General features: G+C 37.8%; 19 protein-coding genes. 11 read left to right on the top strand and 8 right to left on the bottom strand.

Annotated elements, in window-relative coordinates:
* The first annotated feature begins 67 nt into the window (after nucleotides 1-67).
* The 4 genes from AC6H0V_RS13705 to hisS all read left to right on the top strand — a co-directional run bounded on the left by AC6H0V_RS13705 (nucleotide 68) and on the right by hisS (nucleotide 6,832).
* Nucleotides 68-259, top strand: a complete 192-nt coding sequence (locus AC6H0V_RS13705) for a hypothetical protein (protein ID WP_497560755.1) — start codon at nucleotides 68-70, stop codon at nucleotides 257-259.
* A gap of 969 nt (nucleotides 260-1,228) precedes the next feature.
* The gene (locus AC6H0V_RS13700; RefSeq protein ID WP_497563384.1) at nucleotides 1,229-3,901 is read left to right on the top strand and encodes a type ISP restriction/modification enzyme; all 2,673 of its coding nucleotides are present in this window, start codon (nucleotides 1,229-1,231) and stop codon (nucleotides 3,899-3,901) included.
* A 65-nt stretch (nucleotides 3,902-3,966) separates the two neighbouring features.
* A complete protein-coding gene (locus AC6H0V_RS13695) occupies nucleotides 3,967-5,139 on the top strand; it encodes a DUF418 domain-containing protein (RefSeq protein ID WP_497560754.1) in 1,173 nt (390 codons plus the stop codon).
* A 304-nt stretch (nucleotides 5,140-5,443) separates the two neighbouring features.
* Nucleotides 5,444-6,832, top strand: a complete 1,389-nt coding sequence (gene hisS / locus AC6H0V_RS13690; RefSeq protein WP_497560753.1) for a histidine--tRNA ligase — start codon at nucleotides 5,444-5,446, stop codon at nucleotides 6,830-6,832.
* Between the two features lie 86 nt (nucleotides 6,833-6,918).
* On the opposite strand, the gene AC6H0V_RS13685 is transcribed toward hisS, so the two are convergent.
* From AC6H0V_RS13685 to AC6H0V_RS13675, 3 genes are all read right to left on the bottom strand, one after another.
* Nucleotides 6,919-7,764 (bottom strand): class I SAM-dependent methyltransferase, encoded by an 846-nt coding sequence (locus AC6H0V_RS13685; protein ID WP_497560752.1) that lies wholly within the window; start codon nucleotides 7,762-7,764, stop codon nucleotides 6,919-6,921.
* Nucleotides 7,736-8,227 (bottom strand): nuclear transport factor 2 family protein, encoded by a 492-nt coding sequence (locus tag AC6H0V_RS13680; protein ID WP_497560751.1) that lies wholly within the window; start codon nucleotides 8,225-8,227, stop codon nucleotides 7,736-7,738. Before AC6H0V_RS13680 ends, AC6H0V_RS13685 begins: the two co-directional genes overlap by 29 nt.
* A gap of 132 nt (nucleotides 8,228-8,359) precedes the next feature.
* Nucleotides 8,360-8,752, bottom strand: a complete 393-nt coding sequence (locus tag AC6H0V_RS13675; protein WP_497560750.1) for a response regulator transcription factor — start codon at nucleotides 8,750-8,752, stop codon at nucleotides 8,360-8,362.
* Between the two features lie 218 nt (nucleotides 8,753-8,970).
* On the opposite strand from AC6H0V_RS13675, the gene AC6H0V_RS13670 reads away from it, so the two are divergent.
* From AC6H0V_RS13670 to AC6H0V_RS13660, 3 genes are all read left to right on the top strand, one after another.
* Nucleotides 8,971-9,390: an OsmC family protein gene (locus AC6H0V_RS13670; protein ID WP_497560749.1), complete on the top strand. Its 420-nt coding sequence runs from the start codon at nucleotides 8,971-8,973 to the stop codon at nucleotides 9,388-9,390.
* A gap of 96 nt (nucleotides 9,391-9,486) precedes the next feature.
* Nucleotides 9,487-10,797: an alpha/beta hydrolase gene (locus AC6H0V_RS13665; RefSeq protein WP_497560748.1), complete on the top strand. Its 1,311-nt coding sequence runs from the start codon at nucleotides 9,487-9,489 to the stop codon at nucleotides 10,795-10,797.
* A gap of 196 nt (nucleotides 10,798-10,993) precedes the next feature.
* Entirely contained in the window at nucleotides 10,994-11,440 is a 447-nt protein-coding gene (locus AC6H0V_RS13660) for a KTSC domain-containing protein (RefSeq protein WP_497560747.1), read from the top strand.
* 26 nt (nucleotides 11,441-11,466) lie between these two features.
* On the opposite strand, the gene AC6H0V_RS13655 is transcribed toward AC6H0V_RS13660, so the two are convergent.
* Nucleotides 11,467-12,300, bottom strand: coding sequence for an NAD(P)H-binding protein (locus tag AC6H0V_RS13655; protein ID WP_497560746.1), 834 nt, complete (start codon nucleotides 12,298-12,300; stop codon nucleotides 11,467-11,469).
* A 258-nt stretch (nucleotides 12,301-12,558) separates the two neighbouring features.
* Here AC6H0V_RS13655 and AC6H0V_RS13650 point away from each other — a divergent pair, with 258 nt between their 5' ends.
* Nucleotides 12,559-13,416, top strand: a complete 858-nt coding sequence (locus AC6H0V_RS13650) for a DUF2911 domain-containing protein (protein ID WP_497560745.1) — start codon at nucleotides 12,559-12,561, stop codon at nucleotides 13,414-13,416.
* Nucleotides 13,417-13,495: 79 nt separating this feature from the next.
* On the opposite strand, the gene AC6H0V_RS13645 is transcribed toward AC6H0V_RS13650, so the two are convergent.
* Nucleotides 13,496-15,208, bottom strand: a complete 1,713-nt coding sequence (locus AC6H0V_RS13645; RefSeq protein WP_497560744.1) for a sodium:solute symporter family protein — start codon at nucleotides 15,206-15,208, stop codon at nucleotides 13,496-13,498.
* 129 nt (nucleotides 15,209-15,337) lie between these two features.
* Entirely contained in the window at nucleotides 15,338-17,797 is a 2,460-nt protein-coding gene (locus tag AC6H0V_RS13640) for a PIG-L family deacetylase (protein ID WP_497560743.1), read from the bottom strand.
* Nucleotides 17,798-18,019: 222 nt separating this feature from the next.
* Here AC6H0V_RS13640 and AC6H0V_RS13635 point away from each other — a divergent pair, with 222 nt between their 5' ends.
* The 3 genes from AC6H0V_RS13635 (at nucleotide 18,020) to AC6H0V_RS13625 (ending at nucleotide 23,354) form a co-directional block, all read left to right on the top strand.
* Nucleotides 18,020-18,622, top strand: a complete 603-nt coding sequence (locus AC6H0V_RS13635; protein WP_497560742.1) for a hypothetical protein — start codon at nucleotides 18,020-18,022, stop codon at nucleotides 18,620-18,622.
* Nucleotides 18,623-18,725: 103 nt separating this feature from the next.
* A complete protein-coding gene (locus AC6H0V_RS13630) occupies nucleotides 18,726-20,399 on the top strand; it encodes a M1 family metallopeptidase (RefSeq protein WP_497560741.1) in 1,674 nt (557 codons plus the stop codon).
* A gap of 180 nt (nucleotides 20,400-20,579) precedes the next feature.
* On the top strand, nucleotides 20,580-23,354 hold the full coding sequence (locus AC6H0V_RS13625) for an outer membrane beta-barrel protein (RefSeq protein ID WP_497560740.1): 2,775 nt from the start codon (nucleotides 20,580-20,582) through the stop codon (nucleotides 23,352-23,354).
* Between the two features lie 54 nt (nucleotides 23,355-23,408).
* Here AC6H0V_RS13625 and AC6H0V_RS13620 read toward each other — a convergent pair whose 3' ends face one another.
* Both AC6H0V_RS13620 and crcB read right to left on the bottom strand, forming a co-directional pair.
* A complete protein-coding gene (locus AC6H0V_RS13620; protein WP_497560739.1) occupies nucleotides 23,409-24,860 on the bottom strand; it encodes an SDR family oxidoreductase in 1,452 nt (483 codons plus the stop codon).
* Between the two features lie 215 nt (nucleotides 24,861-25,075).
* Nucleotides 25,076-25,450 carry a fluoride efflux transporter CrcB gene (crcB, locus tag AC6H0V_RS13615; protein WP_497560738.1) on the bottom strand — a complete coding sequence of 125 codons (375 nt, stop codon included), beginning with the start codon at nucleotides 25,448-25,450 and terminating at the stop codon, nucleotides 25,076-25,078.
* Nucleotides 25,451-25,466 lie beyond the last annotated feature (16 nt).

The following is a 25,466-nucleotide window of genomic DNA, read 5'->3' as shown; positions in this document are numbered from 1 at the left end:
CCCCGCAGAATACGAGCATCGTAACTAACCCACGTTTTTTTTATGCCTCATTTTTTGCCAGCTAGTTATGGAGAAACAAGAAATTAAAATTGGAGATCTGGTGAGGCATCGCCATATCATGCAGGGCACCAATCTTTCGGTGGTTAGGATTGATGGAGATAGTATTGAGGTGAGGTATGCCAATCAAGGCTTATTTTTAACCCAACAACTTTTTGTGCACGAAGTAGAATTGGTAGAATTAGATGAAAGCGAAGAGTAGTGGTGATAAGAATAAATTAGTAATAAGACATATAAATAACGTTTAGCGAAAAGCCTGTATTCTGAAAGTTCGACAATTCATAGTACCTACAGGGAAGTATAAGCTAACGTTCACGCCAAAAGCGTGGGCGTTGCTTTGCTTTGTAGGTTAGGGTGTCGAACCCCTACAGGATACAAGCAAGGTAACTAACCCACGTTTTTATTTACCAGAAGCAATAAAACAAATAGAAAAATATACATCAACTAAAAAAGCCATATAAATAACGTTTAGCGAAAAGCCTGTATTCTGAAAGCTCGAAGATTCACAATACCTACAGGAAGTATAAGCTAACGTTCACGCTAAGTGCGTGGGCGTTGTTTTGCTTGTGGGTAGGGTCCGAGGCCTTAAAGAACTAGCAAGATAATTAGCCTGCGTTTTTTTGTGCAGTAAATTTTGTATGCCTACACTCCAATGGATTGGGAAGAATAGATCGGTTAATAAAAATAGTCTTGGATTATGAAGATCCAAGATTACCTAAATATTATCGATCGTCGATACAAAGCGGGCATAAGTAGAGAACACACTTATAGAGGAGACCTTCAAAGTCTATTAATGAATTTGTTGCCAGACATTTTGGTAAGCAATGAACCAGCCAGAATTAGTTGCGGAGCTCCAGATTACATGCTTTCGAGAAATGACATTCCTGTTGGACATATTGAGGCCAAAGATATTGGAGTTGATTTGCAAAGTAAGGGTCTCAAAGAGCAGTTTGACCGTTATCGTTCAGGATTAAATAATTTAATTTTTACCGATTACTTAGATTTTCACTTCTACAAAGATGGCGCCTTAACCACCAAAATTGCCATTGGACGAATAGAAAATGGCACTATAATTTCTATCCCTGAAAATTTCTCGACTTTCGAATCGTTAATTAAAAACTTTGCGTTAACGATTTCCCAAACCATTAAAAGCCCAACTAAATTGGCAGAAATGATGGCGGGTAAGGCAAAATTGATGGCTGACGTCATTAAAAAATCACTTGATCATGATGATGAATTAAAAGTGGAATCCAATTTGAAAAAACAGATGCTCTCTTTCAAGCGAATGCTTATTCATGACATCAATAATTCTGCCTTCTCAGATATCTATGCACAAACTATAGCATATGGTATGTTTGCTGCAAGGTATCATGATCCAACTTTGCCAACTTTTAGCAGACAAGAAGCAGCAACACTAATACCAAAATCAAATCCTTTCTTACGAAAACTATTCCAGAATATAGCCGGTTACGATCTAGACGATCGTTTGGCTTGGATAGTAGATGAATTAGTAAATGTTTTCTTGGCTACTGATGTAGCAGATATCATGCAGAATTTTGGTAAAAATACAAAGCAAGAAGATCCAGTTGTTCACTTTTACGAAACTTTTTTGGCAGCCTATAATCCAGCATTGCGTAAAGCAAGAGGGGTATGGTATACCCCTCAGCCAGTAGTAAGTTTTATTGTCCGGGCTGTTGATGATATTTTAAAAACAGAATTTGATCTCAGGGATGGGTTAGCTGATACAAGCAAAATTAAGATTAAAAAGAAGCATGTCACTAAAGCAACAGCCGACCAACGTTCTAAAGTAAAAGAAGTTGAAACTGAGCATGAAATTCATAAAGTCCAAATTTTAGATCCTGCCACTGGAACTGGAACATTCTTGGCTGAGGTTGTTAGACATATTTATAAAAAATTTGAAGGTCAACAAGGAATCTGGAGTAATTATGTAGACAAACATTTAATCCCTCGGCTTAATGGCTTTGAGTTGTTAATGGCAAGTTATGCAATGGCACATCTGAAATTGGATATGCTTCTTACAGAAACCAACTACAAGGCCACAACAGATCAGCGTTTCAGAATTTTTTTAACTAATTCTTTGGAAGAAGGATCAGAGAATAAGACGGACTTATTTAGCCAGTGGCTAAGTGAAGAAGCGGATCAAGCTAATTTTATTAAAAATGAAACTCCAGTTATGGTAATTGTGGGAAATCCGCCCTATTCTGTGAGCAGCTCTAATAAAAGTAGATGGATAGAGGGTTTAACCGCCGATTACAAGAAAAATCTCAACGAAAAGAATATCCAACCCTTGTCTGATGATTACATTAAATTTATTCGTTTTGGGCAGCATTTTATAGATAAAAATGGGGAAGGGATATTAGCTTACATATCTAATAATAGTTTCTTGGATGGTTTAATACATCGTCAGATGAGAAAGAATTTATTAGAAAGCTTTGATATAGTTTACATTATGAATTTGCATGGAGATGCAAAGAAAAAAGAAACCTCTCCAGATGGGAAAGTTGATCAAAATGTATTTGATATTATGCAAGGAGTTTCAATAAATATTTTCATAAAGCATAAGAACAAATTAGCGAATGTTTTAGGTAAGGTTTTTTATAGGGATATTTATGGTAAAAGAGATTTTAAATATGAACTCCTTAATAGCAATACAATTAATTCAATTCCTTGGAAAGAGTTGAATTATGATGACGGAAGTTGGTTTTTCGCTGATAAAAATTTCAAAAATGGAGACGAATATAATTTAGGTTTTAAAATTGATGACCTTTTTAATATTCATAATAATGGGATAGAAACTGGTAAGGATGATTTTTTCTATGCCAAGCTTGAAGCTGAGCTTATTTCAAAAATGGATGCTGCATTTATAAATAAAGACAAAGCAGTATTAGATTATGAGATATTAAATACTGAAAGCTTTAGATTTCTTGATAAATTTTTGTCTAGTAATTGGGATGTGTCAAAAATCAAAAAAATTAATTATAGACCATTTGATATTGTCAGTTGTTATTACGACAAATCATTGCAAAGAAGAGCTGCTTACAGTACGATGAAACATCTTTTCCAAGAAAATATCGGAATTTTGGTTCCTAGGCAGGTTACTGATGATTTTAAGCATGTTTTTGTCTCAAAAATACCGACTGATTGTAATTTGACAGGAACTGCAAAAAAATTTGGAAGCGCCCCAATGTTTCCACTTTACATCTATCCCCAAGAAACTAATCAGCTTTCTATGGATGAACTAGAACGAACACCCAATCTCAATCCAGAAATCGTGTCCAAAATTGCTCAAGGCGTCAATATAAAATACGATGCAACCAAGGAAAATGAAAACAACGAAATATTCGGACCACTAGATTTACTTGATTATATTTATGCGATCCTACATAGCCCATCCTATCGCGAAAAATATAAAGAATTTTTAAAAATCGATTTTCCTCGTGTTCCATACCCAACAGACGCTAAAGAATTTTGGCGACTGGTAAAATTGGGAACCAAGCTTAGAGAAATTCACTTATTGGAAAGCGAGGAAGTTGAAAATCAAACTACACAATATCCTGAACCTGGCACTAGTGATGTAGACAAACCTTATTTTAAATTGGAGGCAGATGGGATCGGTACAGTTTATATCAATGATACCCAATTTTTTAGTGGTGTACCTAAAATCGCTTGGGAATTTTATATCGGTGGATACCAGCCTGCTCAAAAATGGTTAAAAGATAGAAAAGGTAGAACGTTAGACTACGATGATATTTTGCATTACCAAAAAATTATTGCTGCCTTAACCCGAACCAGTGAAATTATGCAAGAAATTGATCGGAACTAAATCTTTATTGTTTCAATCTTTATCTATCATCCAAAACCCCTACCTTTAGTTAAACCCTTAACTAAATGGAAACCGCTCTCAACCAACCCATTCAACAAACCAACAGAACGCTTATTGTAGATATCTTAAGGGGCTGGGCCCTGCTGGGCGTAGTGTTGATGAATTATCTAGATTTCTTTACGCTAGACCAGAATTGGGAGGTATTTAAGCCTGGCCTACTGGATAACATATTGTTTTTCATCACCGATACTTTTTTCTCGGCAAAATCATGGACTTTACTAAGCCTTCTTTTTGGTTACGGATTTGCGGTTTTAATGAACAACATTAAAGAGAAAGGTCATAATACTTACGCTTTTTTTACCGGGAGAATGTTTTGGCTCTTAGTGCTAGCCTTTATCAATAGTGCAATATTCTTTGGTGATATTTTAAAAGACTATGCAATCTTGGGAATACTGTTGCTGCTGTTTTACCGGACATCCGCCAGAACAACATTTATAGTAAGCCTAATATTGTTTTTGGGCATCCCGCCAATTGCGGCCTATGTAGGCTCATTAAACGATAAATCATGGGAGATCGTAAATAAACTATTTCCCCTATACCAAAGCCATAGCCTGAGAAACGTTTTAACCTTTGGTTTAAAAGGGACTTATTTTGGCGAAATGGTTTACCAGCCCTATCTATACACTGTTCATCTGGTAATGTTCTGCTGCATGTTGTGGGGCTTTACCTTGTATAAGATTAGATTTTTCGTTGAGCTGGCGAGTAAACGCAGCTACATTGTTCGTGCATTTTGGATTTCTTTGATATTGGTTATTTTCTTTACCCTGTTTTTTATGTTCTATCAACATCAGAAATGGGAATTTTTAAACCATTTTAAATTACGTTATTGGGTGGTTTTAAGCACAATGGTTTGTATTGGTAGCGGCATTTGTTGGCTGTACATTGCTGGAAAGTTAAAGAGCTTTTTTGTGCATCTCTCTTACATGGGCAAAATGACGTTAACCAATTACCTAACGCAAAATGTTATTGGGCTACTGGTTTTTTCAGGTTTTGGTCTTGGTATTTGGAGTTCTTATCCCCTTTGGTTTTATTTATTGCTGGCACTTATTGTTTACATTCTCCAGATCTTTTTTAGTAAATGGTGGCTTTCTAAATTCAATTATGGCCCCATAGAATGGATATGGCGACAGTTAAGCTACAGGAAAAAACTGCCCCTAAAAAAGCAAATCAATACTTAAAAATAGGAATAGATTAATTTTGCAGCATGGCTGCTCATCGCATTTGGTGCCTGTAAGCCCGGTGTTAACCTGCAAACGAAACCAATAAGAACTTCACTTGGGGCTAAATTTTAATTGGTCGATTTCCATACCGAAGTATTAAAGGACGGATCGCTACCCCTAAGTGTATTCGAGACCAAAATGGATGCGTGGGCAGCCTCGGTGAAATGATGTGAAATGTAAGATGGAAAAGGGAAGAGACGCTTACTTCCATTTTCCATCTTACCTCTTCCATCTTCCACCTCTTTTTTTGTACTTTTGCGCCATGTCTACTACCAAACCAAATTTACCGAAGGGAACCAGAGATTTTTCGCCACAAGAAATGGTGAAACGTAATTATATTTTTGATACGATCAAAACCGTATTCAAGAAATATGGTTATGCCGAAATCCAAACACCGAGTATGGAGAATTTGGCAACCTTAACCGGTAAATATGGTGATGAGGGGGATAAACTTATCTTTAAGATTTTGAATAGTGGTGATTATCTGGGAAAGGTAGAAGATACATTGCTCGCAACCCGAAACTCGCAACTCACTACTTCGAAAATTTCTGAAAAAGCGCTTCGATACGACCTCACCGTTCCCTTCGCTCGCTATGTGGTGATGCATCAGAACGATATTACATTTCCGTTCAAACGATTCCAGGTACAACCGGTTTGGCGAGCAGATAGGCCGCAAAAAGGCAGATACCGTGAATTTTATCAGTGCGATGCGGATGTTGTAGGCTCTTCTTCCCTACTAAACGAAGCAGAATTTATCCTGATCTATCAAGAAGCGCTTAGCAATTTGGGCTTAAATGATTTTACAATTAAGATCAATAACCGTAAGATTTTATCCGGCATCGCCGAAATTATTGGTAAGCCAGAATTGATCGTAGACATGACAGTTGCGATCGATAAATTGGATAAGATTGGGTTTGAAGGTGTTACCAAAGAACTGATGGAACGGGGTTTTACCGAGGGAGATATCGATAGGTTAAAGCCCGTAATTTTATTGGAAGGTTCTAATAGTGAAAAGTTAGAAAGTCTGAAAGGTGTTTTAGCGAACTCCACTGTGGGCATGAAAGGTATCGAAGAAATTAAGAAAGTTTTCTCATATATTAAAAAACTTACCTCTTCCATTTTACCTCTTCCATCTTCCATTGATTTGGATATCACACTAGCCCGCGGTCTCAACTATTACACTGGTTGTATCTTTGAAGTTAAAACCAATGAAGTAGCCATGGGCAGCATTGGTGGCGGTGGCCGATATGATGACCTTACGGGGATGTTTGGCCTAAAAGATTTAACTGGGGTTGGCATCTCTTTCGGTGCTGACCGTATTTATGATGTGCTTGAAGAGCTTAACCTTTTTCCGGCTTCAGCAGAGCAAGGAACACAGGTTTTGATCAGTAATTTTGATGAAACTGCAGAAATCTACGCACTGCCGATCCTGCAACAGCTCCGTGATAAACACATTGCCGCAGAGTTATATCCTGTTGCCGCGAAGCTGAAGAAACAAATGAGCTATGCGGATGATAAGCATATTCCTTTTGTTATCTTAATTGGAGATAATGAAATGCAAAGCGGAAAACTTACGTTAAAGGATATGCAAAGTGGCGTACAGCAGGAGTTAACTCTTGTTGAAATTATCAATCAATTGAAGATTAGCTAATTAACCTTTAGCTAATTCATCCCCGCCTAATAATCAAGGGAAAATGAATTGCTTTAATTTCATCGTCTCCCCAGGCATTTTTCAGGTTACCCATTACCAAATCTATTGGGTTTGAGGTGACGCTCATCCGATGGCTCATCCGATGACTGATCCGATGAGCAAAATCGGCCAGCCTTAATAATCAAAGGAAAATTAATCGTTTTAACTTTGTCATCTCCCCAGGCTTTTTTAAGGTTGTCCATTACCAGATCTATTGGGTTTTGATTTTTAGCTTTAAGATAGTGCTGTAAAGACGACCATGTTTGCAGATAGCCAATTAATTGGTTAAAATTCCATGAGGTTGTAATAGCTAATGCAGGGCTTTCAATTTCTTTTAAGGGGAAGGGAATGTTTACATAACTATTTTCGATGTGCTTTCTTTCTTCATCCCAATAGGAGCCCAAGATATCTTCATAAAGCTGATAGACTACTTGATCTAGCTCTTCTGTAATTTTCATGAGCCCATATCCCACCGCGACAAAAAGGCCATCTGGTTTTAAAACCCGTTTAACTTCTTCAAAGAAATCTTCAAATTTAAACCAATGTATAGCTTGGGCTACCGTGATCAGATCTAAGGAATGGTCTTCAAAACTGGTATGTTCTGCAGCTTCTCTTAAGTAGATGATATTCTCTTTTTGAGGAGCATTTTCAAGTTGTTTTGCACTAATATCAGTAGCATAAACCTGATTAAATGATTTGGCCAGTTCTAGGGCAACCTGTCCATTACCTGTAGCGCAATCCCATGCAACCCCCTTTTCTTCAGCATGGTTTAAAATAAAATCATACAATGCTGTTGGATAGGTTGGTCTAAATTGGGCGTATTGTGAGGCTTGGGCAGAGAAATTATCTTTCAACCCCAAGTCTTTAAAGGGGCTTTTGTTTTTCGTGCTCATTTTTCGCCATAAAATTTTCCAGATTTTTCATTGCTTGTGCGCTTACTTTATGCTGCAGATAGCTTGTCCAGCCCAGTAATAACCCACTAGTACCCAGAGCCTGTTTGGCCCAGGTATGGAAGTTAAATTGATCTATATGTTTCCTGATTTTCCCGTTTTTAAACTCAAAAGATGCATCGATTTTATTGATTACTTTTCTTCCCGTTGCAGAAAACGTATAATAGGCATCCCAATGCGCTGTTCCGTTCACATCATCGGCTTCAATCGCATCGAACTCAATACGAAGATCTTTTCCTTTGCTAATTAACATTTCCCACATTGCCTTAACCTGATGGGCATTTAGGTTTTTAAAAACCGCGTCGCTAAACGTTGCATTATCGGCATAACATTCTTGCATACCTTTATAATCCTTGTTTTTGAAACAGGTATAAAAGTGTTCGATCAGTTTTTCGTTTGGGGTCATACTGATTAATTGTATAAATTGGTTAATCGGTTAATTGATGGTTAAAGGGTCAATACCTCCCGCTCAATCATAGTAACCAATTAAACATCCCGATAGTCCCATAGGGACTCCCTTGGAGCTATTGGGAACCCATTAGTACGTTTTCCCGGCCAAAATTCCTTCGATCTTATCTAGAAGTTCGTCGATATCAAAGGGCTTAGCTAAAAATCCGTTCGGTTTATATTCGCCATGCTGAATGTTTTGTGCAGTATATTTTGCAGAAATCATCAACACAGGGATGTTTGTTGTTTTTTCGTTGGTACGGATTTGGGTAAGGAGCTCGCGCCCATCGCCATCTGGCAACATGATGTCCAATATCATTAGATCTGGTTTGAAAGCATCGATATGTTTCATCATATCAGAGCTTCTGTTTAGTCCAGCAACTTTATACGCCTCACTCTGAAGTATTAGTGTGATTACATCTAAAATGGCATGATTATCCTCAATAACAAGAATGTTTTTGTATAATTTAGATTTTGCGGCCAAAGGGTTAAGTTTTATATAGTTCTTTTACAAAGATATTTATTGCTTTGATATATTTCGCATAAATTATTTTCAGAAATATGATGTAAATTTAAGGCAGAGAGTTGTTGCCTATCATAATTACCAGTCAATTTCTTCCTTAATTTAAACAATAAATTTGAAACACCCCAATAATTAATTAAGAGGGTCGATCTTAGAATTAATCACAAAAACAAAACAAGATGAAAAGAAATGCAACCGCCGTTTGGAACGGCACAGGAAAAGATGGCAAGGGAAATTTAACCACCCAGAGTGGCACATTAAGTAACACGCAGTATTCCTTCAAAAGTCGTTTTGAAGAAGGAGTAGGTACGAACCCAGAAGAGTTGATTGCTGCGGCGCATTCTGGTTGTTTTACCATGAAACTTAGTTTTAACATTTCGGCCGAAAACATTTCTCCAGAAGAAATCACAACAAAAGCAACGGTAGACTTAAACCCTGAAAAAGGAGAAATAGTAGGTGTTCATTTGGAGTGTAAGGTTAAAGCGAGCGGTTTATCTAAAGAAAAATTTGATGAACTGGTTGCCGATGCGAAGGCCAATTGCCCTATTTCTAAATTGTTGAATACGAACATAACTATTGAGGCTGAACTGATCAGTTAACTCCAACCAAACTCATCGGATGACTTAAGTCATCCGATGAGTTTTCGGAGAAATATGATTAACTTTGGGTCCCATTTATATGAGGACTGAATCTTTATGAAGAAAATCTTTTTATTAACCGCACTACTTTTAATAAGTACCCTATCATTTTCTCAAAATGTAATCAGCTTGTTTGGCAAGGCCAATGAGTTTTTTAGCTTATTGGAAAGCGAAAAATATGATACGGCCCACAAATTTTTCGCAGAAAGTGAGCAAACCAAGATCACTCCCGAGAATTTAAAGCAACTGTGGACAAGTATCAAGGAAAAATTAGGTAAGGTAGAATTTCTGGATGCTGTACAGAGTAAAACGGAGGGCGAGTATTTTGCAGTAACTTTAGAAGGAAAATTCGAAAGGGATAAACAGAGTTTTGTCCTGTTGTTTAATAAGAGCGAAAAAGTGGTTGGCCTATATCTGCCGCCAAACGCCATTGCCTATACCAAACCCTTTTATGCTGATACGGCGTTATATACAGAAAAATCTGTGTATTTAAAATCGGGCACACATTCACTTGCGGCCATTATAACCGTGCCCAAAAATAAAGTTAATTTCCCTATGGTGGTGTTGGTTCATGGGTCTGGACCAAGTGATATGGACGAAACAATTGGTGCAAACAAGCCTTTTAAGGATTTGGCAGCGGGATTGGCATCTAAAGGAATTGCTTCATTTAGGTATGTAAAAAGAACCACCTTATATAGCAACGAGTTTCAAAAAACCTTTACGGTTAAGGAAGAGGTAACCGATGATGCCCTTGCTGCGATTGCGATGGCAAAAACAGTGAAAGGAGTTAATCTTCAACGGATATTTGTACTTGGCCATAGCTTGGGAGGAATGTTAGCTCCTAAACTGGCAACATTAGCTCCTGATTTGAGAGGGATTATAATGGCCGCGGCACCCGCCAGGAAACTAACGGACCTTATTATCGATCAAAATAAATATTATGTTTCGAAGATAAAAGATACCACAGGGCTACTAGATAAAAAATTACAAGAAGCATTGATGAATATTGAGAAAAGCAGGATTTTTAGTTTAGGAACCATAAAACCAGATTCGGTTATCATGGGGCTGCCTGCTTCGTACTGGGTTGATCTAAACAATTACGATCAGGTAGCTACAGCAAATAAATTAACCACGCAACGGATTTTTATTATTCAAGGCGGAAATGATTTCCAGGTAAGTGAGCTCGATTATAATTTATGGGGCGCTGCACTAAGTAAAAAACCTAATGTTAAATTTAAATTCTATCCAGAAATTAACCATTTGTTAAGTCCGCAGTTAGAAAAAGGAACGGCCCAACAATACCAAACCTTGGTTAATGTTTCTGAATCTGTGGTAAAAGATATTGCCGATTGGATTAAGTTACCCTAATATAAATGTAAGATGGAACAGTAAATTGCTCCGTTTTCTCGATGTTTTTTCTGCCTGATTTTCCATCTTCCAATTTCCCTTTCACATCTTACATAATAATCGTACCTTTGCACAAAAATTGTTTAGGGTTGAATTGCGGTTTTGTAAATCTCAAATCATTCATAAACAATAATATAACAAAAATAAGGCAATTAGGATGAAAAAAGTTGGAGATTACAGAAGGGCATTAGGTGTTACCAAGGCTACTGATTTAAAAGAAATCAAAAGTATTTATAGAGGTTTGATGAAAGATTGGCATCCTGATAAGTTTAGCGAAAGCGCAGAAAGTCAATTAGCTGCTGAAGAGAAAAGCAAGGAAATTATCGAAGCCTATACTTTTTTGGTGAGTATTGCTCCAGAAACGTTGGAACACGCCAAAGACGATTACCTTCAAACTACTACCTTATCCAACATCCAGGATTTTCAGTACAAAGATCAGGTCTTAAGGATTGATTTCTTTGATGGAAGTGGCTACGAATATTTCGATGTGCCTAGAGCAATGTATATTAAATTGGTTAATGCTGATTCTCCGGGAAGATTTGCAAGAAGACATATCTTTAATGCGTTTCCTTATCGTAATGTGAGTAAATTAGCAATGGCATAAAAGTAATTAGCTAATTCTCGGATTAGCTAATTAGCTAATGATTTTAGCCATTCATCCCAATTATTTATCTTATAACGATAATCCAAACTACTTTCTACCTCAACGCTTTCTATTTTCTTCCAAGTTAATAGTTCGATGATGAAATCAGGTTTTGCCGATCCATGTGCTAAACAATTTTTGGTGTAAAAATCTGCTCGTGAAGGATGATGCGGCGTAACGCCATGATAGATTTTACCAAAAGCCCTTTGTTCGATTATCGCTTGTGTTAAATCAATACAATCGTTAAGATGAATTAAATTAATGGGTGCCAATCCATTGGAAATATTTTGTTTACCTGCAAAATGCTTTGTTAATGTTCTTTCTGGTCCAATTAATCCCGCAAAGCGGATGATCGTGGTTGTAAAAGAGTTGTTTTTTCTCAAAATTTCCTCCGCTGCAAACAACATTTTTCCGGCATCGCTGCTCGGCTCTGGAATAACGGTTTCGTCTACAGTAAAATTTCCATCGTGATAAACGCCTGTTGAACTGATAAATATAACTTGTTTTACCTGTTTTGCAGCATTAGCGATCGTGGTAATCTTAAGAGGATAGCTTCCTAAATCGACCGAATTTCTTTTGGGCGGAATGCTGATGATCAAGATATCACAACCAAAAAAATCAGCATCTAAAATAGTGGTACCCACTTGAATATTTACCAGATAGGGAGCAATGCCTTTTGATTTTAGCACAGGTAGTTTATCCGTGTTTGTGGTTGATCCTTTTACCACATACCCCTTCTTAACAAGATCGGCGCCTAAGGCCATCCCATACCAGCCACACCCTAAAATACTTATACTTGGTTTTTGGCTTTCATTGTTCATGCTTGCAAGATAGGGATTTGACGCGTTTTACCACCTACGACTTTTTTTACCACATAGTCACTTAAAAACAATTGAGACTCACAATTAAACATATAAGACATTTAAGAAAATATAAGTGCTCATAATTTGTAATGTCTACTATGTTTCTATGTGGTTAATTTCCTTATATGTCTTATAAGGTTAAGAATGGGAAATAATCTTTGTCATTTTATCCAATGTTATGTTTAATTTTAAGTCGGATACTAAAAAACAAAAAATATGAAATCTCTTATTAAAACACTCTTATTGGTTTTAGCAGTTTTGGGTTTCAACACCCAATTAAATGCACAGGGAGTTAAATTGCCTCAAGCAAGCAGTACACAAACCATTATCCAAGATTTTGGACTAGGAAAAATTACACTTACCTATTCCCGTCCAAATGTAAAAGGGCGTAAAATATTTGGGGGCATGGAACCCTATAATGTAGTTTGGCGTACTGGTGCAAATGCGGCCACGGTAATTAAGTTTACTGATGCGGTTAAAATCAACGGAATGGACGTGCCCGCAGGTGAATATGGTTTATTTAGCATTCCAGATAAAACTGAGTGGACGGTTATCTTGAGCAAAAACCCAAATCAATGGGGTGCATATACCTACAAAGAATCGGAGGATATTTTACGCTTTAAGGTAAAACCAAAGTCGATGAAAGATAAACTGGAGACGCTCACCATGCAGTTTGCCAATGTGTTGCCTACTTCTGCGCAATTGCATATCATGTGGGAAAACACTGCCCTGGCCATAAACATTACCACTTCAATTGATGATCAAGTAATGGCAAGCATTGCCGAAGCGATGAAAGGCGAAAAGAAGCCTTATTTTGGGGCCGCTCAATATTACTATGAAAACAACAAAGACTTGCCCACGGCTTTAACCTGGATGAACGAAGCTGAAAAAGCAGATCCGAAAGCTCCATGGGTGAGGTTATGGAAGGGCCGCCTCCAACTTAAGATGGGTGATGCTGCTGGTGCGATGATGAGCGCACAAACAGGTCTTAATCTCGCAAAAGAAATTAATAACGATGAGTATGTACGTTTGAATACCCAGTTGTTGGAGCAAGCTAAAAAAGCATCAAAATAAGAGTAAAACTATTGGTACACTACTGTTATTTACCACATAGGAAATATAAGTACCTGTCGCAGTATTTATAAAATAAAATCTAATTAGCCGCTGGAAGTTTTCCAGCGGTTTTTTTGGGGATTATCTGTTGAAATAACAACGCAAAAATAATAACCAGCAAACAGCCAATTAAATTTAACCATAGGTAGGCTACCACTTCTTGATATCCACAAATACACACCAGTATCTCGGCAACAATCGCTCCATAGAAGACGGCCTTTCCGCCAACGTTTTTCAAATAAAAAGCAACTATAAAAACCCCTAAAATTGTGCCATAGATAAAAGATCCTAAAATGTTGACCGCTTCCAACAAGTTTCCGATCTTGCTCGTAAATAAAGCCATCACAATACATACCACTCCCCAAATTAGCGTAGCCCATCTAGAGGCACGAACATATTGCTTATCGTTAGCAGTTTTATTGATCAGCCTTTTGTAAATATCTACCACGCTGGTTGAGGCTAAAGAATTAAGGGCACTAGCTGTTGAACCCATGGAGGCCAAAAAGATGATTGCGATTAAAAGTCCAATTAATCCCTTTGGTAAATACTGGGTAACGAAGCTTAAAAAAACATAGTTATTATCATTTATCGAAGCCTTTTCATCATTTTTTGTCATTAATGCGGTAAGCTCTTTTCTAATTGCCCTGGTTTGATCATCTGCCTTTTGCACAGCAATTCTTTGCGCATCAATCTGTAGCTGATCTTTGGCGTCCAAAGCCATATCAAGCTTTATCACTTCTAGTTTCTTGCTTTCGAAAGCCTGATCATAGGCGGTTTGAATATTTTTCAGCTCTGCTTTATGCGGACTATTGGCCAATTTGTTTAATTCGTAACTATTAAAAAACAAAGGCGCTTTATTGTATTGGTAAAAGGTAAATACCAATACTCCAATCAAGAGGATTGAAAATTGCATTGGGATTTTAACTAAACCATTCATCAACAACCCTAACCTGCTCTGATTTATTGAAGCGCCGGTGAGGTATCTTCCCACCTGACTTTGATCGGTGCCGAAATAGGAAAGCTGTAAGAAAAATCCGCCTATCAGTCCGCTCCAAACCGTATAAGGATTTTTCCAGTCAAAACTAAAATCAATGGCATTGGTACGGCCCATCTTTCCGGCAATACTAATCGCTTTTGTAAACCCAACACTATTGGGCAAAAGATGTACTACCATTAGTCCTGCTGCAAAAAGACCACAAAAAATAATGCTCATTTGTAAGAGCTGAGTGTAAGAAACAGCTTTGGTGCCCCCATACATGGTGTAAAAAACTACCAGACTGCCAATAAACAAGGTGGTGTAAACAGGGTTGATATTTAAAATAGTAGAAAGGATGATGGAAGGGGCATAAATGGTAATTCCGGTAGATAATCCCCTTTGGATCAAGAATAAAAATGCCGTTAATGCCCTTGTATTTAAATCAAATCGCTGTTCTAAATATTCATAAGCCGTAAATACTTTTAAGCGATGAAATATAGGGACGAAGGTAATGCAGAGTACAATCATCGCCAATGGTAAACCAAAATAGAACTGTACAAAGCTCATGCCTGAAGAATAGGCCAGACCGGGCGCCGAAAGGAATGTAATGGCGCTTGCCTGCGTAGCCATTACCGAAAGGCAAACCGTGTACCAGGGCAAACTCTGATTGCCCAATAAATAGGCGTTCATACTTTGGGAACCACGGCTTTTATAAATTCCATAGCCCACTATCGAGAGTAAGGTTAAAATGAGGACCGACCAATCGATGTAGCTCATGCGAAATGATGGGTGAAAATGTAAAACACGGCGATCAAGATAAGCAACCAGACCACAAGCATCCAATAAAACTGTTTCCAGGTTTTTACAAAGGGAGGAAGTTCTTTTTCTGGTTTATTTTCTTCCATGTTAAGGTTTGTTAGGAGCAAGTAAATTAGCCAATAAACGATAGGCGCCGGGAACGCCTGCCGGGAGTTCCCTAAAAAATACTAGACCCGTGTAAACATATTTGCCTTTGCCATAGTTAGTGATTAATAATGAACCATTACTACTGGTTTCGTTCGCATCGTTCATGCTTAATACGGTGGTGTATCTCGGATCAATATCGGTGGCAAAATAAATTCCGCGCTCTTGTACCCAGCCTTCAAAGTCTTTGGCCGTAATCCTGTTAGGATAGGTTAGTGCGCTATTAGGCGAAATGAAAATCTTGTTGGGATAATTTAGGGTACTGTCTGATGAAGATGAGAGGAAGTTTACTTTTGCATCCTCTTCGGTTACTCTTTTGTTAGAAAGCTTAAAAGGATAGGGGCCAAGATTTTGCATTTTTAGATTGGTATTTACGTTGTATTGGATCAATAAAGTGCCCCCATTTTCTACGTACGACAACAATTTGGGCTGCATTAATTTTATTTGTTCACTTATATTATACAAACGTACTCCAGTTACTATGGCATCAAAGCCTGATAGATCGGTATTTATTACTTGGGTGGCATTCAAATGGGAAACTTCATAACCCATTTCTTTTAACGCATCAGCAGTTAGGTCGCCTGCTCCATCAATGTAGGCAATGCGTTTGCCCACAATTTTGAGATCTACTTTCTCTAATCTGGCGGTGGCCTGAGGGAAGATGGTTATGTTGGGAATATGATCGTAACTAATGGTTTTTAAGCTTTTATCAGTTACATTTCCATTCGTATTTACCTGCAGGATGATATTCCCACTCGTAATTTCATTTCCTGGCGTGATGGCAAAACTTAAGGTTTGTTCATCGCCTTTTTTTGGTAAGCTAAAATCGATTCTTTGCGGATTACTTTTCCATCCTTTTGGCAATTGAGGGGTTACATAACCGATGCTATTGTTGCGAAAACCTTGTAACTGAACAGAAATTGTTTTTGCATTATTTCCAAATATATAGGCTTTCTCGCTCATCGTAGCGGTAACCTCTGGCGCAATAACTAGAGGTTGATAGAGCTCGCCTTTGGCAGGATCGGTTGATTTATAGTTTATAGGTAAAATTAAATCAATCAAATTTTCGGCAACACTTACAGTTAATTGGTATTGGGGTTTATTCTGATTTTCTGGATATCCCACATCTTGTTGGGAATTAATTACATAATTACCTATAGGATGATTACTCATTAACCAATAGGGCTGGGAGATTTCATTAGCTGCGATTTTAACATCAAATGAGATAGGCTTATTGTTTTCGAGATGAAAAACTTCTCCATTTTTTTTGACAATAATTGTTGGATAAAAACTATAATCGTTTTTTGCTAAATCTGGAGATCTTTTGATAGCTTGAATTTTAATTGGAATCGAATCACCGACAGCGTAACTATTTTCAGGTGCAACGGCTTCGATAAAAATGCCCGAACAGGCTAAAATTAATTCGTTAACCAGTTTTTTGTCGACCAATAAACCTTTCAACTTTGTTAATTTTGGAATAGAGAGCCAAGGCTGAGTAGGATTAAATTCTGCTTGGAGTGAGGTAATCAATGTTTCTGCTTCTTTATCACTAATCATCAGATCTATGCCATCAAATAATGAATTTTTTGCAGGTTCGCCAGCAACAGGACTAAAAAACTCGTAGGCGTCCCCACGTTGTAAGGTAGAGCCAAAACCTTGACTTTTATGATTTGTTCTGCTAATTGCCGCAATTTCGCCATAACTTTTTCCCAAGAGGGGATTGTAAAGGCCAACGTTAATTTTAAGCTGATCAGGGGCTGTGGTATTGGTTCCACCAAAATTAAACGTATTCCAAACGATGCGTTTTACTTGCCAAACGCTAACATATTTTAATTGTTCGGGGAATCGTTTTGGGTCTGCTGCGGCCACAAAAGCCTCTCTGGCAATAATAGCAGAGCCAGCATGATGGCCATGTCCGGCCCTTGCATCCTCGGGGAAACGGGTAATGATAACATCGGGCCTAAATTTGCGGATTACCCAAACCGCATCTGCTAGAATTTGTTCCTTACCCCAGATCTTAAAGCTTTCTTCTGATGTTTTAGAAAAACCAAAATCGTTTGCACGGGTAAAAAATTGCTCCGCTCCATCAATCCTTCGGGCTGCCAACAATTCCTGGGTACGGATCAATCCCAATAATTCGGCCTGCTCATTACCTATTAAATTTTGGCCCCCATCACCTCTGGTTAACGATAAATATCCCGTCCTTAATTTAAGTTCTTTTGAAAAATAAGCCAATAAACGTGTATTTTCATCGTCTGGGTGAGCGGCGATATAAAGCACACTCCCCTTGACACTTAATTTTTGCAAGCCTAAAGCGATTTCGGCAGCATTTAGCTGTTGCGTCTGGGCTTTTAAGAAATAAGGGATAAAAAATAATGCGAGTAAGCAGAAAAGACGGTTCATACAGGTTTTTAAATCACTAAATTAATAAATTATTGTTCAACTGTTTGAATCGGTTAATTGTTATGTTGATGAACTGTTTGATTGGTGAACTGCTTAATTGGTTAATCGTTTGAATTGGTTAACTGTGCAATGAATTAACTTTAAGAATTTAACGAACCAATTAAACGATTAAACAGTTAACCAATTACATACATACCATTAATCCTTACCTAACGTTATAAGATGATGAATAAAATAGTTTTGATTTGCCTTTTGGCAATTGGTATTTCTTCTTGTGGTATAAATAAACAAGCGCAACAGATTAAGGCACTAGAAAAGTGCGACTATAAACTGATAGATGCTACCAATATTACTTTGGCGGGAACTGACGTAAGAAAGTTGATCAGCGACAAGTCCGTTAATTTGATCAATATTCCTTCCTTAGCGCTAGGTTACCTACGAAAAGACATCCCTTTAAGGGCTAACCTCAATCTAGAAATCAGCAATCCTTCAACCACCTCGGCCGCGATAAATAATTTCGAATACATCATATTGATTAATCAGCAAGAAATTGCAAATGGATCGGTAGACCAACGGGTGAGTATAGATCCGGGTCAAACAATTCGCGTTCCTTTGCAGCTAAATGCGAATGTCTATCAATTCCTGTCAAATGGCAAGATAGTTGAAGATATCAGTTCTTTTTTATCCAGTGCCGGGAAAGGAACTGAGAAGAAAGGGATGTTAACCTTAAAGATAAAACCCTCAATTATGGTGGGTAATGGGCTAGTTAAATATCCAGGTTTTATTACCATCGATAAGGAAGTGAGCAGTAAAATTCTATTGTAGCATCTGCATTACAATGTTAAAATTTGTTGTAAATGGATTAATTTTGATTTAGGCTAATCAATTTTATTGGCCTATTTTGTCCTAACCATTTAACAATTCGTTCATGAAAACAAATTTACTTTTTAAGCGATATAGTTTAGTTCTAATTATAGTAATTTGCTTTTTTGGTCTATCCGCAAATGCCCAACTTTTAGAGGCCAAGAAGGAAGTTTATACCAAAGCCGATTCGCTTCGTGGTTATTTATCCGCCGAGCGTACCTGTTATGATATTAATTATTACCATTTGGATGTTAAACTGGATATCGATAAAAAATTCATTAGCGGTTCTACGCTATTTAAATGTACGGCCACCCGCGACTTTACCAAGTTACAATTTGATCTTTTTGCCAATCTGAAAGTAGAAAAGGTAGTTTACAAAGGAAAAACTGTACCCTTTAAACGAGAAATTAATGCGGTTTTTGTAAGCTTTCCATTAATAAAAAAAGGGAGCAAGGAAAATTTTACGGTTTATTATAGCGGCAATCCAACGGTTGCTAAAAGAGCTCCATGGGATGGAGGATTTGTATTTACCAAAGATGCCAATGGTTTGCCCTGGGTAGCAACCGCATGCCAAGGTGTTGGAGCTAGCATTTGGTGGCCAAATAAGGATCATCAGGCCGACGAAGTAGACAGCATGCTCATCAGCATCAGTGTGCCAAAGGGCTTAAAGGATGTATCAAATGGGAGATTGCGTAAGGTTACCGAGCTAGCTGATGGTTACACCAAGTTCGATTGGTTTGTTGCCAATCCGATCAATAATTACGACGTAGCTTTAAACGTAGCCAACTACAGTCATATTGAGGATAGTTACGACGGAGAAAAAGGGAAGTTGACATTGGATTATTGGGTGTTATCAGAGAACCTCGAAAAAGCAAAGGTGCAATTTTCGGCAAACGTAAAACCTATGCTAAAAGCCTTTGAATATTGGTTTGGGCCCTATCCATTTTATGAAGATGGCTATAAATTGGTAGAAACCCCGCATTTGGGGATGGAGCATCAAAGTGCTGTAGCGTATGGGAATAAATATCAAAATGGTTATCTGGGAAGGGATTTATCAGGAACGGGCTGGGGCCTAAAGTGGGATTTCATTGTAGTTCATGAAAGTGGGCACGAGTGGTTTGGAAATAACATTACGTCGAAAGATTTAGCAGATATGTGGATCCACGAGAGTTTTACAAACTACTCTGAGTCGCTTTTCATAGAAAGCTTATTTGGCAAAGAAGCCGGACAAACTTACGTACGGGGTACGCGAAAAGCGATCTTAAACCAGGAACCGGTACAAGGGGTTTATAATGTAAACCGTGAAGGTTCTGGAGACATGTATTACAAAGGGGGAAACTTGTTGAATATGGTGCGTACCATCATCGATGATGACGATAAATGGAGAATGATTTTAAGGGGCCTAAACAAAGATTTTTATCATCAAACGGTTACTGCCACCGATATTATAGGATATATCAACACCAAATCTGGAAAGAATCTGACCAAGGTTTTTGATCAATACCAAAAACAGATCAACCTGCCCATATTAGAGGTGAGGTTTGAGAACGACAAGCCTTTTTTTAGATGGCTAGCCGATGTTAAGGGATTTGATATGCCCGTAAAAGTTAGGATTAAAGGAGGAGAGTATAAATTTATTAACCCCACCACATCGTTTAAACCAATAGACCTTGCCGGAGTAACCAAAGACAACCTAGAAGTTGACCCGAACTTTTACGTTGGATTAATGGTGTACTAAGCGTTTTAACCTTTAGCGCAAAGCACTTAGCTTTCTAAGCATTCTTAGGTGGTAAATTAGTTCACCCTTATCTACGAAGACTTTCGTAACAAAGTTGTTAACCCTTTTTTTTAATTAACTAATTTTATAGGTTTGTGCAACACATTGAAACTTTTATTGTCATTTGGGTAGATCCATTTTATGAGAAAACTTTTACTTACGCTCGCTTTAGGTTTATTAGCCAACTTATCGTATGCCCAAAAAGGCATCATTACAGGAACATTGTTGGATAGTGCCAATCAGAAATTAACGCTTAACTATGCTACCGTGTCTGTGTTCAAGGGTACAGATAGCGTACTTACCACCTACAAATTATCAGATGAAAAAGGCGTGTTCAGAATTCCAAACCTAGAATTTGGGGTAAAATATCGTTTGATTGTTAACGCATGGATGTACAGCGTGCTGAGACAGGAAGTTACATTAAGTGCTGATCAATCGGTTAAAAATCTGGGCAATCTTTTGTTAACACCCAAGACCAATAACCTTAACGAAGTGGTAATTTTAAGCGAAAGACCACCAATTATTGTGCGTAAAGATACCATTGAATTTAATGCGGAATCGTTTAAGACCTTGCCCAGCGCAGTAGTTGAAGATCTATTAAAGAAATTACCGGGAGTATCCATCGCTGCGGACGGATCAATAGAAGTAAACGGAAAAACAGTAAGCAAGATTTTAGTGGATGGCAAAGAGTTTTTTGGTGGTGATCAACAAATAGCGACAAAGAATTTGCCTGCGAATATTATTGATAAGATACAGGTAACTGACGATAAGGAAGCCAAACGTCGAGATCCTGATTTATTAGCCGTTAATACCCCTCAGGTTATCAACTTAAAATTAAAAAAGGCGATCAAAAAAGGGGCGTTTGGTAAATTTTATGCAGGAGGAGGACTAAATGAGCTGTACGAAGCAGGGGGCATCATGAACTTTTTTAGGGATACAACCCAGGTTAGTGTGTTGGCTTATGGGAACAACGTAAACAAACCAGGCTTTAGTATAGGCGATGTTTCTCGCATTGGCGGATTTTCTCGGACAGGAATTAACTCAGTTATGATCAATAGTGAGGGGGGGTTTGCCCTCAACAATATTTCTTTTGGTGGAACTGCCACCGGCAAACAAGAATCAAGTGGAGCAGGCGCGAATTTTAATACGTTGACCAAAAATGGCATTAAAATTAATGGTAAATATTTTTTCGGTCAAAGCAATACATTTATTGATCAGTTAGTCGATGTTGAACAAACATTGGGAACAAACAAGCTCTTTACAAATACGGGTTCAACCCAAAGAAACAAAGGATATAACCATATTTTTGGGGCAAAGGCCGATTGGCAGATCGATAGTTTAACCAATATTACGCTAGAACCAACTATAACTATTAAAGACTCGAGAAATAAGGGTTTACTCCAAACCGAAAGCAGAAATACATCAGGTACGCTTATCAATACCGGTACGAACGATACAAAACTAAAGGGCGACTATACAGAATATCTTATAGTTGCCAATCTATGGCAGGATTTTAAGAAGGCAGGACGATCTTTCAATACCAGTATAAATGTTTCTCAAAAAGATAATCTTTCTGATAATTACAATACTTCACTAAGTAATTTTTATGCTCCTGTTGCATCCAATATGATTGATCAGCTCAGAGATAACGACATTCGTAATTTCGGAATTTATTTAAGTACAAACTACAATGATCGGATCAATAAAAAACTAAGCTACACCATTGCGGCAAGTGGAAACTATTTGAATAATGATAACGCATTGGTCACTTTTTTTAAAAATCCCCTTAATCAGGCTTATGATGTGGTAGCTCCTAATTTTTCTGAAACTGTTACACAAAGCGGATTTAAAATAAACGCGAGATCAAACCTCAATTGGAAAGCCACAAAAGACCTCAGTATCCAACCAGGGTTTGTTTTCAACACCATCGACCTAAAAAATAGTTTCAGTAGCTATCCTTCTTTTGAGCAGCACTATCAATTTTTGGCCCCGTCGTTAATTGTCCGTTACAAAGTTTATAGTTTAAGCATAAGTTCTGTTTTTAGGGAACCAGATGTAAGTTACATCCAACCCGTTACCAATAACTCTAACCCTCTATACGTACAACAAGGGAATGCAAATTTATTGCCTGCAAAAACTTATCAGTTTAACCTAAACATATATAAATATGATACCAAAAACTCGCTAAACTATAATGCCTATGCTAGTGGTAATATCCAAGATAATGCGGTTATTTTATCCCGTTTAATTTCCTCGAGCGGTGTTCAAACTACTACCCCAATAAATGCGGATGGCATATGGCAGCTAAATGGTGGCTTTAATATCACTAAGGATTTTAAAAATGCTAAAAGACAATTTACACTAGGTACAGGATTTTGGTCTAACTTTACGAGAAGCCTTGTAGAAGTAAACAACATAAGAAGTTTTGCAAATATCCTTTCTATTTCACCACGGATGAATGCCAGAATTAATCTCAATGATAAGTTCGAATTTGGCGAGACCTATTCTCTTTCTATAAATAAGAGCACCTATCAGGATAACTTTTATACCGACCTTGACTTTTTAACACATAGCAGCGAGACAGAGCTTATTTTGCGTTATCCGAAAAAAGTGGTTTGGGAAACTAACTACAGGGTTCAGTACAATACGCAGACGGTTGCGGGTTATAACAACAGTATCCAGATTTGGAATGCTGGGCTTACCTTGTTGTTCATGAAAAATGATCGGATGCAATTAAAGTTCTCGGTTAACGATATCTTAAACACCAATACGCGAAGATATATCAATATTAGCGAAAATTCGATAAGAGATACGAGAACCAACAACCTGGGCCGCCACGCCTTAGTAACCCTAACCTATAACATTCAAAATTTTGGGGGAAAAGTAGGTGGTAAGGATACTTTCTTTAGGTTTTAGATTGATGGTTTAAGTCACCTCGAAAAATTAAGGAATAATCACGTTTAACAATCTCTATTTAGTTGGTACCTTATACGTAGTAATTTTCTTCGCCATGCCTTTAAATAACACAAGGTGAAAAGGGAACATGGCATACCAGTATGTCCTGCCCCATAAGCCACTGGGTCTGAAGGTGGCAATTTGTGATAAATAGGATTTTCCATGGTATTGGATCAGCTTAAATTCTAACCAAGCTTCGCCCGGAACTTTCATTTCTGCATACAAAAGTAGCCGATGATTTTTTTGATCGGCTAGTAATACCCTCCAAAAATCGAGTACATCTCCCGCCTGTAACGAACTGTTGCTGGTTCTTCCCCTTCTGGTGCCAACTCCACCAAACATTTTATCCATAAACCCTCGTAAGCTCCATAGCCAATCCAGGTAATACCATCCTCTACTGCCTCCAATTCCCCAAATATTTTCGAAAACTTCTTCTGCCTTACGCTCAAAGGGCATCTTCACTTTATAAGATAATGTACCATTTTGAGGAACCTTAATTTGATCCATGAATGAGGTTTCTAAATATCCTCTGTTCAATGCATCCTTCCAACTACTTACAATTGAATTTTGTTCGATCTTCTCAAATGCCAATTTCAAGGCTTCATGGTAGGTTAAACATGTTCTTGGAACTGCTTGTTTAATGTGATCGTTTTTGCAGATGACCTCATTTTTCATGCTACTCACCAAACTTTTGGCCAAAGAATAGGGAACAGACGTAACCAGGTTTAACCAAAGCGATGAAAGTTTGGGCGTAAGTACGGGCACGGTTAAAATGTAACGGTGCAACTGTCTAGATTTGGCATATTGGAGTAGCATTTGTTTATAAGTTAATACATCTGGTCCACCAATATCGAAAATTTCATTTAATGCCTTGGGGTTACCTACAACGCCAGCTAAATAAGCCAGTACATCCCTAATCGCAATGGGTTGGCATTTTGTTCTCACCCATTTTGGCGCTACCATAACCGGGAGCTTTTCGCTAAGATCCCTAATAATTTCGAAAGAGGCAGAGCCTGATCCAATAATAATTGCTGCTCTTAAGATAGTATAATGTATTCCAGATTCTTTGAGTACATTTTCTACCGCCAATCGAGAAGTAAGATGTTTAGAGAGGCCCTCATCATTTACAATCCCTGTTAGATAAATCAATTGTCTGCATGAAGTTCGCTTGATAGCTTCCACAAAATGCATGGCAGATTTCAATTCCAGCTCATCGAAATCATTTCCATTACTTGCCATCGAATGTACTAGGTAATAGGCAGCATCAATGTTTTTTGGAATGCTGGATAAAGAATCTGGATTCAGTAAATCTCCTGTAATTACCTTTACTTTTTCTCCGAAATCGCTTTCTGCAGCAAATCTTCTTGGATCCCTCACCATGCACACTACTTCATGACCTTCTTCCAATAAAACGGGCAAGAGCCGTGTCCCGATGTAACCATTCGCACCTGTAAGCAGTATTTTCATGATGATTATTTAACTAATGGATGGTCTAAATTGTTGGTCTTCACGTTCGGTTCTATTGATAGAGATCAAATACTTATACAGGATGTATAACCATGCATTAAACATAGTGATGTGACCCTTTTATTCAGGTGCCATTTTTGAAGTATTAACGAAATAAAGGGAAGATTGGTTTGAAATCTTAATCAACTGACTATAGTATTCGAATGGTTGCGGTACTAAAGACTTTTGCTAATCATCAGCCCCAATCCAACGGCCAAAAACCCAACCAGCACACTAGCTAACGTATAAGTAACCAGTGTTACATAGTGATGGTTTTGCAAGAGGCTAATATTCTCGGCAGCAAATGTTGAAAAAGTGGTATATCCGCCGCAGAAACCTGTGATAAATAATAATTTTAAGTTTTGGTTTTCATCCTGTGCCTGTCCAAAATACCCAATTAACAACCCGATGATTACGCAGCCCAAAATATTGGTAATAAAGGTAGCCAATGGAAAAACAGAGCTATAATATTTAGCGGTAACCAACGATGTGAGGTACCGGAATATGCTCCCTAAACCACCACCTAAACCTACGAGTATGAGTTGTTTCATATTTTAAATGTAGTCA

The organism is Pedobacter sp. NO84 (assembly GCF_059703915.1).
Note: the sequence above shows the minus strand (reverse complement) of the source record. Positions and strands in the feature narration are given on the sequence as shown.